Raw genomic sequence first — 11,429 nt, 5'->3', positions numbered from 1 at the left:
TTATGCCGACCACAGACGGGAACGCCGGCCGCGTCTGGTTCATCACCGGCGCCGGCCGGGGTCTCGGGCGCGCCTTCGCCGACGCCGCGCTGGAGGCGGGGGACCGCGTGGTGATCGCCGCACGGACCGCCGCGCCGTTGGAGGAACTGGCCGCCGCGCACCCGGGGCGCGTCCTGCCCCTGCCCGTGGACGTGACCGACCGCGGCGCCGTGTTCGCGGCCGTCGCCGAGGCGGTGGAGCGCTTCGGGCGGCTCGACGTCGTCGTCAACAACGCCGGCGCGCTGTCGATGGGGATGGTCGAGGAGTTCACCGAGGCCGAGGCCCGGGCGCAGATGGAGCTCAACTTCTTCGGCGCGCTGTGGGTGGCCCAGGCCGTGATGCCCACGCTGCGGGCACAGGGGTCCGGTCATCTCGTACAGGTCTCCAGCATCGCCGCGCTGGGCGGCTTCCCCAGTACCGGCCTGTACAGCGCCAGCAAGTTCGCGCTCGAAGGGCTCAGCGAGGCCCTCGCCATGGAGGCGGCGGGCTTCGGGGTCAAGGTGAGCATCCTCCAGCCCGGCGGCTACTGGACCGGCCTCTACGACGCCATGAGCACCACCACCCCGCTGGAGGCGTACGGGCCGCTGCGGGAGGAGCTGCAGAAGCAGTTCGCCGAGGGGTCCGTCGACAGCGATCCGAAGCTCGCGGCACAGGCCCTCATGAAGCTCGTCGACAGCGACGAACCCCCGCTGCGGCTGCTGTTGGGCAGCATGGTCTACGACCTCGCGTTCGACATCGCGCGGCGGCGGGCGGACACCTGGTCCGCATGGGAGGACGTCAGCCGGGCCGCGGAGCACGCGATCGCCGCACCCGGGTCCACCGGCGAGGGGGCGGCGGCCTGACGCCGGCCCGGCCTGCGCCGCCCTGACGGCGGCGCGGCGGCGACCGGCGTGTCGGCCCGGTCGCCGTCCGGCGGCCGCTCATGTGCGCGGGCCGCTCATGCGCTGATCCCCCTCCGCGACGATCCGGCCACCCACCCGTTCCGGGTGGGGACGGCCCCCGGCGGGGTGTCAGGAGGAGGGGGGAAGGAGGGTGCCCAGGGGGCCCAGGTCGAGGTTGAGGTCCGCGAGGGTGTAGCCGTGTTGGGCGCAGAGGTCGGTCATGCGGTCGTGGAGGGCCAGGAGGGTGGCGCCGAGCTCTTCCTCCTGTGCGTCCGTGAGGCCGCCCCCTTCGACGCGGCGCAGGGCCTGGCGCTCGATCAGCTGGCGCAGGAGTTCCACGAGGGTCAGGACGAGTTTGACGAGGTCCTCGGCGACCGTGTCGGGGCCGGTGCGCACGCGGTGGCCGGGGGAGGGGGCGGCGGACGCCCCGGCGGTCTCGGCGGGGGTGGCGGGGAGCAGGCTGAGGGCCTCGGCCATCGTGTCGCCGATCGCGCGGAGGTCGGGGAGGTCAGGGGCCATGGCGTTCACCGTCCGCGGTGGAGACGGAGCTGATCAGGGCGCGCAGGGAGATCCGTACGAGGTCGATGTCGGCGATGGACAGGATGATGTCGCCGGTGATGACCACACCGCCCGCCAGGAGCCGGTCCAGGAGGTCCACGAGGGCGACCTGCCGGGCGGGCAGGTCGGTCCCGGGCGGCACCCTGCCGGAGGGGGCCGTACCCGGCCGGCCCGCACCGGGGTCGGCGGCGTTGAAGTGGTCGGCGGGGGTCATGGTGCTGCGAAGGAGTACGGGGCCCAGGGGCCGGTCACCTCGATGCGGATGCCCGGGAGGTCCCGCGCCGCACCGGCCACGGCAGCCCGGAAGGCGTCGGCGCCACCGTCGGGCACGAGGTAGGCGTCGTTGAGGACGTTCTCCTCGGCTGCGGAGGCGAGCGGCCCGCTCTGGGCGGGATGGCGCACCTGGCCGGCGGTGTGGCGGCGGGCCAGGTCGGCGATGCGCTCCGTGGCCACCTGCGCCTGCCGGTAGTGGTCCTCGTGGGCGTGCTGCTGGGCCCGGCGGGCGGCCAGGTAGGCCTTGCCGGGGCTGGTCGCCGCCGGCGCCGCCGGGGCCCGGTCGCGCTCGGCCGGGCGGACGTAGATCTTGACCCCGTACTCCGCGTGCCCGCTCAGCCGGGCCAGCTGCGCGGTGAAGGCCCCGCTCTGCGCGCGCAGCGCGTCCAGCGCGCCCGCCGGGTCCTGGTACAGGGTGGCCATGCGCAGCGGCAGGACGGTGGTGTGCGCGGCCAGCACCTCGATGACGTGGTGGTGGGCCCGCGCGGTCTCCTCCAGCCAGCGGAGGTCCTCGAAGCGGGTTTTGAGCGCGGTCTCGTCGAAGTCGGCGCGGGGGACGGCGCTCACCGCGAACGAGACGGGGTCTTCGGCGGAGAGGAGGGCGACCGGGGCGCCCGCCACGCCCTTCAGCGTCGGCAGGAGCTCCCGCAGCGCGGCGGGCGCGGGCGGTATCACCGCGTAGACGTAGGTGAGGGCCGGGGCCGGGGCGCCGTTCATCGCGGGGGCCTGCGCTTCTTGGCGGTCCGTACGACGGGCTCGGCCTCCGGTTCCGCCGCCTCCGCCGCCTCGCGGGGCGTGGACGGGGGCAGCTCCGCCCCAGCCGTCCGGCGCAGCCGTTCCAGCTCCGCGCGCAGGCGCTCGTTCTCGGCGGCCAGCATCCGGGCCTCCTCCTCGCGGGCGGCCCGGGAGGACCCGGAGGAGAGCGACTCGTCGTGCTCCCACCAGTCGATTCCCATCTCCTTGGCCTTGTCCACGGAGGCGATCAGGATGCGCAGTTTGATGGTCAGCAGCTCGATGTCGAGCAGGTTGATGCGGATGTCCCCGGCGATCACGATCCCCTTGTCCAACACGCGTTCGAGGATGTCGGCGAGGCTGGCCGAGGAGGAGCCGGGCGGGTAGCCGGCCATGGCCGGGCGGGCGTCGAACCTGTGGGCCAGGGGGTCAGACACGGCATTCGCCTCCGACGGGTCTCGTCACTCACCGGTTGCGCCGGACGTACTCCTCGATCTCCTGCAGCCGGTCGAGGAGCACCTCCTCCTCGCGGTCGAAGGTCTCCTCGTCGATCTCCCCGTCGTCCAGCCGCTGCGCCAGGTCCGAGAGCGCCGCCCGGACGGGGGCGGGGTCGTAGTACTCGGCCTCCGCCTTCTCCGCCACGCGCTGCGCCACCCACACCACCGACCGCACGGGGTAGAGGGGCGCGGTGAGCAGTTTGCCGAGCAGGCCCATGGCCGGTGCTCCTTCCTGGTGTCCTACGGCACGAAGCTGTACGGGGGCAGCGGCCCGGCCAGGCGGGTCCGGACCCCGGCATCGATGTCCCGGGCCAGTTCGGCGTGCGCGTCGAGGAAGGCGCTCTCCCCGTCCCGCGGCACCAGCAGCGAGAGGTTGAGGAAGTCCTCCCCGGTGGGCGTGTGGAGCACGTGCTCACGGGCCATCGGCGCCAGCGCCCGGATCACCTCGGTGGAGGTGTTCGTGCGCCGTGCGTCGACCTCGGCCGCGACCAGCTGCCCCAGCTCCAGCGACAGCCGGGGGTCCGTGGCCCCGGCGCGGATCTCCTCGTTGAGCCTGCGCGCCCGGGGCGAGTCGTCCAGGATCTCCCGCAGCAGGAGCTCCTCCTCCCGCCCGGCCTTGACGTTGTACTCGACGCACCCCTGCACCGCCGCCAGGGCGTCCAGGTACATGGCCGAGTCCTCCTCCAGCACCCGGCGTACGGCGTCGTCGTCGGTGGCGGTGTACCCGAACTGCAGCGGCAGCGGGGTCCCGTCCTCCAGCAGCCGGTCCAGGACCGCCTGGTGGGCGGCGAGGTCGCGGCGCTTGGGGCGGACCTCCTCGTCGACGTCGCTCACCACCGCCCGCAGCTCCTGCGTCTGGACCGAGCGCACGGTCGGCGCGTCCGAACCGACACCGGTGAGGCCGTCCAGGCGGCAGGGGTGGTCGCGCAGGGTGACGGCGTACACGTAGACGGCCACGGGGTCACTCCCTCTCGCGGCGGACCGGCCGGCGGGCGGGCTTCCGGCGACGGACGGGCTGGGGTTCTTCTTCCTCCTCCTGCTCGTCCTCCTCCGGCTCCTCGTCGCCGCGGCCGGTCAGGGACTGCGTCACGGCCTCCACCGCGCCGCTGAGGGCGCCCTTGGTCTTGCTGCGGCTGCCGCCTTCGACCATGTTGCCCACGACCTCCGGCAGCTGCGCGGGGGCCTTGCGCCCCGCCTCCAGGTCGAGGCGGTTGCAGGCCTCGGCGAAGCGGAGGTAGGTGTCGACGCTGGCCACGACGATCCGTGCGTCGATCTTCAGGATCTCGATCCCGACCAGGGAGACGCGCACGAAGGCGTCGATGACCAGCCCCCGGTCGAGGATGAGTTCGAGGACGTCGTAGAGGCTGGTGCCCCCGCCGCCGCCGCGGCTGAGGTTCCCGCCCGCTCCTTGCGGCACCATCGTCATGGCGCTTCCCTTCCCGCCGTCCCGTCCGGTGTCAGCCGTCCGGCCGGTCGATCATGCCCCGGCTGTACCTCCGGGTCCGTTCGTAGGAGATCAGTTCGCCTTCCTCGTCCAGCGTCACCGTGTAGCTGCCCATGACACTGGTGGTGTCGGGGATGCGTTCCAGTTCGAGCACCTCCACCACCGCCTCCCAGCCCTCCTCCGTCGGCCTCAGCGAGGACACCGATTCGGGCCGGCGGCCCAGCAGGACGGCCAGCTGCTCCACGGCGGCGCGCATGGCCGTGGCAGCGCCCGGCACGCCGTGCCGGCGACCGGTCCCCGACCTGCGCGCGGGCCTGGTGGCCGGCTGTCCGCCGTCATCGTCCTGGGCCGGGCTGCGCCGGCGGCGAGCGGGTTGCGGCAAGGCCATCTGCTCCCTTCGGAACCGAAACTCCCTGGTCTAACGCCTCTCCCCGCGCTGCGCCCGTGCACACCCCTCAAGGGGAACTTTCTTCGCATTCATGTGCATATTGCGCGCCGGTGTGAGCAGGCCTGTAGGTACCTCTCGGGTCACGGCCCGACCGTCCACCGCCTCCGGAAAGGACCAGGCTGATGGAGGACACCGGCAAGATCGCCCTGGCTGCCGCCATAGCTGGGGGCTACCTACTGGGCCGGGCGAAGAAGGGCCGCATGGCCCTGTCGCTGGCCACCTACATCGCAGGCCGCCGGTTCGGCCTCGAACCGGGCCAGCTCATGACGCAGGGACTGCGCAAACTGAGCGAGATGCCGCAGGTCGCCGAACTCGGTGAACAGGTCCGCGGCGAAGCCCTCCAAGCGGGCCGCAAGGCCCTGACCGCAGCGGCCAACCGCCAGCTGTCGGATCTGGCCGACACCCTCCACCAGCGCACGCTGGAACTCACCCGGGGGCCGGGGAAGGGCAAGCCGGAGGACGCGTCCGAGGAGGAGGACGAGGAGGCCTACGAGGACGAGCAGCCCGACGACGAAGAGTACGAGGACGACTACGAGGACGAGCCCCGGGGCGGGAACGGGCAGCCCTACGAGGACGAGTACGAGGACGAGGACGAAGGCGAGGGCGAGGGCGAGGAGGAGTACGAGGACGAGGACGAAGGCGAGGAAGAGGGAGAGGAAGAGGACGAGGACGAGGAGGAAGCCGGGGAAGAGGAGGAGCCGGAGCCCGAGGAGGAAGGGCCCGAGGAAGAGTTCGAGGAGCCCGAAGAGCCGGAGGAGCCCGAGGAGCCCGAGGAAGAGCGGCCCCGCAGGCCGCGTACAGCGGCCCCCCGCTCCCGCCGCGGCGCCGCCTCGGCCGGCAGGACCGAAGCCCCGGCGCACCGCCCGCCGGCCAGGAAGACCGCACCGGAGAAGAAGGCCGCTTCGGCGAAGCCGCCGGCCGGGAAGCCGTCCGCCGCGAAGACGGCCGCGAAGACGGCACCCGCGAAGACGGCGGCGAAGAAGGCGGCGTCCACGGGTGCGGCGGCGAAGAAGCCCGCTGCCGCCCGGCCGGCGGCCACGAAGGCGACGGCCAAGAAGACGGCGGCCACGAAGGCGACGGCCCCGAAGGCGACGGCCAAGAAGACGGCGGCGAAGAAGGCGCCGGCGAAGAAGTCCGCTCCCCCCAAGCCTGCGGCCAAGAAGGCGCCGGCGAAGAAGGCGCCGGCGAAGAAGTCGGCGGCGAAGCGGGCACCGGCCAAGCAGGCACCGGCCAAGCGGGCCCCGGCGAAGAAGGCCGCCTCGCGCGGGCCGGCGCGCAGCAGCAGCGCCAAGAAGACCGCAACGCCGGCGAAGAAGACGTCGGCCCGCAAGTCGACGACGCGGAGGTAGCACCATGGCCACCACCGATCGGGCCCGCTCCGGCGGCACACGGTCCCCCATGGACCAGCTGCTCGAGGAACTCGGAGGCTACCTCTCCGCCCAGGCCGACCAGCTGGCCGACAAGGCCGCCGACAAGCTTGGCGACTTCACCGACCAGCTCTCCGACGTCGCGGAGAACGGCGGCTCGCTCGCCGACATCGGCGGCCGGATGCTCAAAGGCGACTCCCCGCTCAAGGCCGTCGCCGGCGGTACGCTCGGCGGCCTCAAGGACAAGGTCAAGGACCTCGGCAGCGGCCTGTTGGGCGGAGGCGGGGGCAAGAAGCGCAAGAGCGGTTCCAAGCCCACCCACATCGCGGAGTCCGTCGACGTCGGCGTGCCCCTGCGCACCGCCTACAACCACTGGACCCGGTACGAGGAGTTCAGCTCGTTCGCCAAGGGCGTGCGCAGCGTCTCCCAGGGCGACGACACCACCAGCGACTGGAAGGTCAAGGTCGGCCCCTCCACCCGTAGCTGGAAGGCGACGGTCCAGGAACAGGTCCCCGATGAGCGGATCATGTGGAGTTCCGAGGGCGCCAAGGGCACCACGCGCGGATGCGTCAGCTTCCACGAACTCGCCCCGTCCCTCACCCGGGTGCTCCTCGTGGTCGAGTACTACCCCTCCGGATTCTTCGAGAAGACGGGCAACCTCTGGCGCGCGCAGGGCCGCAGGATGCGCTTGGACCTCAAGCACTTCGTGCGCCACGTGACTCTGGCGGGCGACGAGGAGCCGGAAGGCTGGCGCGGCGAGATACGCGACGGCGAGGTCGTACGGACCCACGAAGAGGCCGTCGAGGAGGAGGAGTCCTCCGACGGAGAGTCGGAGGAAGCGGAGGACTACGAGGGCGAGCAGGACGAAGGGGACTACCCGGAGGACGAGGACCAGGACGAGGACGAGGAGTACGAGGAGGACGGCGCCGACGAGGACGACGAGGACGACGAGGGCGACGCGGGGGAGGACGAGGAGGAAGGGACGGGGGAACCGGAAGACGAGTACGACGACGAGTACGAGGACGAGGACGAGGACGAGGAGGGGGAGGAGCAGGACGAGGAGGACGAGGAGGACGAGGAGGACGAGGATGCGCGGCGGCCGCGTCGGCGGCGGAGCCGCTGACCGGCCCGGTCAGGGCGCCTCGGGCCGGTGGATGTCCAGGACGCAGATGTCGTCGCGGTGCTGCGGCCGCAGCCCGGCGAGCGTCGCGGCGAGGCTCCCGCGGCTGCCGTCGCGCACCAGCCGCAGCGCGGTCGCGGCGAGCCGTGCGAGGCCGTCCTCGATGTCCTCGCCGGGCTCCTCCACGAGGCCGTCGGTGTAGAGCAGCAGATGGTCCCCCGGCAGCAGTTCGATCTCGGCCTGCCCGTACCTGGTGTCGAACGCGGCCCCCAGGAGGCCGCCCTCGGGCTGCGCGAGGAACTCCGCCCGCCCCTCCCGGACCAGCAGCGGCGGCAGGTGCCCGGCCCTGACCCAGCTCAGCCGGTGCTGATGGGGCCGGTAGCGGCCCATGACCATGGTGGCGGTGGCTCCCTGGGCGTCCGGGGCGCTGTGGAGGAGCAGGGCGTTGAGGCGGCCCAAGACGTGCGGGAGGGCCGAGCCGGTGATGGTCATGCCCTTCGTGGTGAACCTCAGCTGGGCCATCGTGCCGACGGCCGCCAGGCCGTGGCCGGCGACGTCGCCGACGACGAAGAGCGCCGATCCGTCGGGGAGCTCGATGGCGCTGTACCAGTCGCCGCCCACGTTGACCCCCCGGTCGGAGGGCACGTACGCGACGTCCACGCACAGGCCGGCGAGGTCCAGGGACTGCTCGGGAATCGGCAGCAGCGTCTCCTGGAGCCGGGCCGCGAGGGCGCGCTCCGCCTGCAGCATGCCGCGCTGCACGAGGTTGACGCGTTCGCTCTCGCGCAGGGCGATCTCGGCCCCCCGCTGCGCGGTGAGGTCCTGGACGAAGCCGTGGGCCTCGACCGGGGTCCCGTCGGCGTCCGTCTGCGCCTCCGCCACGATGCGCAGGTGGCGCATCCCATGTGCGGTGCCGATGCGGAACGGCTGGTCGATGGGGGTGCCGTCGCCGAGCAGCCGCCGGATGGCGGATCCCATCGCCGGCAGGTCCTCCGGCAGTACATGACGGGGCAGCTCCTCGAGGGCCATGGGGCCCGACGCCGGGTCGCGGCCGAAGATGGCATAGACCTGGTCCGACCAGAGGATCTCGTCGGTGACGAGGTTCCAGCTGGCCCAGCCGAGGTTGCCCAGGCGCTGCATGTCCGCCAGCCGGCGGGCCTCGCGCTCGCTCGTGTCGTTGCGGATCCAGGACACCACCAGGCGGTCGCCCAGCCGGGACGCCCGTACGGAGTAGGACGACTCGTGGGGGACCCCGGCGAGCACCTCCCGGTACGTGAACGGGACCCCTTCGTAGACCGCCCCCGTCGTGAGCGTCTCCAGGTACCCGTCCCACAGGGCGCTGCCCGCCACGGTCGGGTACGTCTCCAGGACGGTGCGGCCCAGCAGGTCCCTGCCCCGGCGCCCGGCCACGTCGACCGACTCCGGAGCGGCCGCGTCGATCCGGTAGTCCTCCACCGTTCCGGCTTCGGTCCGCAGCGGGGTGAGCAGGATGGCGGGACCGGACAGCGCGTCGAAGATCCGCTGGACGTCCTCCACCTCGTTCCCGGGCGGCTCGGGGACCGCGGTGCCGGGGACCGCCCGCAGCGGCCCGGCGCACATCCGGACGGCCCGGCGCAGCAGGGTCCGGGTCCGGGGGCCGAAGGGGGCCTCGCAGGTCCGGAAGAAGCCCACCACGACCCGGGACCCGCCCGGTACGGGGATCCAGGCGCGGGACGGCCACCGCTCGGGAGGGTCTCCGATGAGCAGGTACCGTACGGCGTCCTCCGCGGGGTTCTCCAGCCAGATCGCCCGCCCCTCGGCCAGCGCCTCCACCGCCGCCACGCCGGCGAGCGGAGGCACGTGGCCCCACTGCTCGGCGAGGGCGTCGTCGATCCCGGCGCGGCCAGCCAGCTCCAGCCGACCGGCGGTCGTCTCGGTGTAGACCATGACGGCGTCCACGTACTCGGGGCCGCCGAGCACCGTGAGCAGCAGCTCCGCCACGTCATCGGGCGTGCGGACCGCGGAGAGGTGCTCGGCGAGCCGGGCCAGCAGCGCGGACCGTCCGCCGTCCCCCTCGGCACGGGCCGGCCAGGGGCCGTCGAGGAACGGCGGGGCCGCGGGGGCCGCGGGAGGTCCGGAGGGCCTGGCCGGCCCCTCCGGGTGCCGCCGCGGGTTCGCGAACGGGCTGCCCCGGCCTGAGGTGCCCAGGGTGATCCAGCACTCCTCCATGAGGGTGCGGCGCCCTGCGTCGGCGCGCTTGCACAGCAGCTCGTACGCCGTGTCCGCGGAGACGCCCTCGTCGGCCATGAGGACGCCCTTGGCCCGTTCGACGACGCCCGTCATCGAGGCCACGGCCTCCAGCTCCACGACCTCGGCCCGCAGTCTGGCCACCACCTTCGCAAGGGCCAGTACCTCGGGCGTGGCGCCGTCCTCGGGGAGTACGGAGTCGCTCTCCATGCTTTGAGGATGCCACTGCGGGATCGTTCCGGCGGGCGCTCGGCCGTGCATGATCCCGCCGTCTCGGGAAAGGCGCGGGTCGATGCGCACGGCCGCCGACGGCCGTGCGGGGCCTGCGGGCCCGCAGCAGCCATGGAAGGTGAGCGCAGTGACGACGCAGCCGGCGCAACCGCCCCCCGACGGCCCCGACCGGACTCCGTCCGGCCCCGACGCCGTCCCCCGTGACCCCGGGCCGGAGGACGCCCCCGCGCACGAGGACGCCCCGGAGGGACCCGTACCGTCGCACGAAGGGGATCCGCAGGAGCCGGTACCGGAACCCCCCGACTGACCCCCCCGACCGAGATCCCGCGGCTCACCGGCGCCGTACGGCCTTCCGCCGGTACAGCAGGGTCGCGGCCAGCGCCGCGGCCGGTCCGGCCCACAGCACGCGCGGGCGGCGCGCCGTCCAGGCCTCGGGGGAGCGCGGGTGGGAGCGGTCGTCGAAGCGCCCGTGGGCGCCGAAGTCCCTGCCGTCCTCCCCGTCGAGCGGGTGCCACAGGTTGTGGCGGCGCGGTGTGGTGTCCGCCTCGGACGTCTGCTGGGAGTCGTACGCGGTCCGCGCGAGGTACCGGTCCAGCAGCCCGGGGACGACCCGGTTGGCGAGCACCGTCGCCAGGGTCGCTGCGCCCACGCAGTACTCCCGGCGTCCGGGGTGGTCGGCCGCGTGGACGATGGCGCGGGCGGCCACCTCCGGCTGGTAGATCGGCGGCACGGGCTGCGGCCGCCGGGGGAGGCGCGAGAGCCCCCAGGAGAACTGCGGGGTGTTGACGGCCGGGAGCTGGACCACCGTGATGTGCACCCGGCTGCCCCGGTGCAGGAGCTCGGTGCGAACGGCGGAGGTGAACCCCTGGATGGCGTGCTTGGCGCCGCAGTAAGGCGACTGCAGCGGGATCGCCCGTTCGGCGAGGGCGGAGCCGACCTGCACGATCGCGCCGGAGTCCCGGGGCAGCATCCGGGCCAGGGCGGCCCGCGTCCCGTGCACGTAGCCGAGGTACGTCACCTCGGTCACCCGGCGGAACTCCTCGGGGCGGATCTCCTCGAACGGGGCGAAGACGGTGGCGAAGGCGGCGTTGACCCACACGTCGACGGGGCCGAAGGCGGCCTCGACCTCGTCGGCGGCCGCATCGACCTGCGTGTGGTCCGAGACGTCGGCGGGCACCACCAAAGGGGTGCCGCCCGCTTCGGCCACCTCGCGCGCAGCCGCCTCCAGCCCCGCCCGGCCGCGGGCGATCAGGGCCACCCGGGCCCCGCGCGCGGCGAAGGCGCGGGCCGTGGCGCGTCCTACCCCCGCGCTGGCCCCGGTGATCACCACGGTCTGCGGCGCGGAACCGCGCCCGTGGTGGCCCTGGTGCCGCTGCCGCCCCTGCCTGCGTGCCATGGCCGTGTCCTCCGCATCCTCGGTGTGCTGGTGTCCTGGTGTCCTGGTGTCGTGTTTCCGACGTCCGGGTCGTTCTCGTTCCCCGGCGCTCCGTGCCGCTCACGCGGGTATGAGCGCGCTCCTTGCGGCCCACGGACCGGCGCACCTCGGAGAACCAGGCGCCCTCCTCCGCCTCCGTGTGGCGCTCGAGGCCTCCATCGGCACCTTCGCCTTGGCG

13 protein-coding genes are annotated in these 11,429 nt (G+C 73.5%); 3 read left to right on the top strand and 10 right to left on the bottom strand.

From position 1 onward, the window contains the following. Positions 1–2: 2 nt before the first annotated feature. A complete protein-coding gene (locus AB0953_RS03760; protein ID WP_366857762.1) occupies positions 3–881 on the top strand; it encodes an SDR family NAD(P)-dependent oxidoreductase in 879 nt (292 codons plus the stop codon). 168 nt (positions 882–1,049) lie between these two features. Here AB0953_RS03760 and AB0953_RS03755 read toward each other — a convergent pair whose 3' ends face one another. The 8 genes from AB0953_RS03755 to AB0953_RS03720 form a co-directional block, all read right to left on the bottom strand. Continuing rightward, positions 1,050–1,439, bottom strand: coding sequence for a gas vesicle protein K (locus tag AB0953_RS03755; protein WP_366857761.1), 390 nt, complete (start codon positions 1,437–1,439; stop codon positions 1,050–1,052). Next, on the bottom strand, positions 1,429–1,692 hold the full coding sequence (locus AB0953_RS03750) for a gas vesicle protein (protein WP_366857760.1): 264 nt from the start codon (positions 1,690–1,692) through the stop codon (positions 1,429–1,431). Before AB0953_RS03750 ends, AB0953_RS03755 begins: the two co-directional genes overlap by 11 nt. Beyond that, a complete protein-coding gene (locus AB0953_RS03745) occupies positions 1,689–2,468 on the bottom strand; it encodes a GvpL/GvpF family gas vesicle protein (RefSeq protein WP_366857759.1) in 780 nt (259 codons plus the stop codon). The genes AB0953_RS03750 and AB0953_RS03745 overlap by 4 nt, the downstream gene beginning before the upstream one ends. Next, complete coding sequence (locus AB0953_RS03740) at positions 2,465–2,878, bottom strand: gas vesicle protein (RefSeq protein WP_366858159.1); 414 nt, start codon at positions 2,876–2,878, stop codon at positions 2,465–2,467. Before AB0953_RS03740 ends, AB0953_RS03745 begins: the two co-directional genes overlap by 4 nt. A 70-nt stretch (positions 2,879–2,948) precedes the next feature. Further along, entirely contained in the window at positions 2,949–3,197 is a 249-nt protein-coding gene (locus tag AB0953_RS03735) for a gas vesicle protein GvpG (protein WP_366857758.1), read from the bottom strand. 23 nt (positions 3,198–3,220) lie between these two features. Next, positions 3,221–3,937, bottom strand: a complete 717-nt coding sequence (locus AB0953_RS03730) for a GvpL/GvpF family gas vesicle protein (protein ID WP_366857757.1) — start codon at positions 3,935–3,937, stop codon at positions 3,221–3,223. 4 nt (positions 3,938–3,941) lie between these two features. Then, a complete protein-coding gene (gene gvpJ, locus AB0953_RS03725; protein ID WP_366857756.1) occupies positions 3,942–4,406 on the bottom strand; it encodes a gas vesicle protein GvpJ in 465 nt (154 codons plus the stop codon). A gap of 31 nt (positions 4,407–4,437) precedes the next feature. Then, positions 4,438–4,812: a gas vesicle protein gene (locus tag AB0953_RS03720; RefSeq protein WP_366857755.1), complete on the bottom strand. Its 375-nt coding sequence runs from the start codon at positions 4,810–4,812 to the stop codon at positions 4,438–4,440. Positions 4,813–4,994: 182 nt separating this feature from the next. Between AB0953_RS03720 and AB0953_RS03715 the strand changes: the two genes are divergently transcribed. Both AB0953_RS03715 and AB0953_RS03710 read left to right on the top strand, forming a co-directional pair. Beyond that, the gene (locus AB0953_RS03715; protein ID WP_366857754.1) at positions 4,995–6,221 is read left to right on the top strand and encodes a histone protein; all 1,227 of its coding nucleotides are present in this window, start codon (positions 4,995–4,997) and stop codon (positions 6,219–6,221) included. 4 nt (positions 6,222–6,225) lie between these two features. Then, on the top strand, positions 6,226–7,362 hold the full coding sequence (locus tag AB0953_RS03710; RefSeq protein ID WP_366857753.1) for an SRPBCC family protein: 1,137 nt from the start codon (positions 6,226–6,228) through the stop codon (positions 7,360–7,362). A gap of 9 nt (positions 7,363–7,371) precedes the next feature. Here AB0953_RS03710 and AB0953_RS03705 read toward each other — a convergent pair whose 3' ends face one another. Together AB0953_RS03705 and AB0953_RS03700 are read right to left on the bottom strand one after the other, a co-directional pair. After that, positions 7,372–9,795: a SpoIIE family protein phosphatase gene (locus tag AB0953_RS03705; RefSeq protein ID WP_366857752.1), complete on the bottom strand. Its 2,424-nt coding sequence runs from the start codon at positions 9,793–9,795 to the stop codon at positions 7,372–7,374. Positions 9,796–10,147: 352 nt separating this feature from the next. Then, positions 10,148–11,212: an SDR family oxidoreductase gene (locus tag AB0953_RS03700; RefSeq protein ID WP_366857751.1), complete on the bottom strand. Its 1,065-nt coding sequence runs from the start codon at positions 11,210–11,212 to the stop codon at positions 10,148–10,150. Positions 11,213–11,429 lie beyond the last annotated feature (217 nt).

This window comes from Streptomyces sp. NPDC046866 (assembly GCF_040704625.1).
Classification (GTDB): Bacteria; Actinomycetota; Actinomycetes; order Streptomycetales; family Streptomycetaceae; genus Streptomyces.
This window is presented reverse-complemented; position numbering and strand designations above follow the sequence as displayed.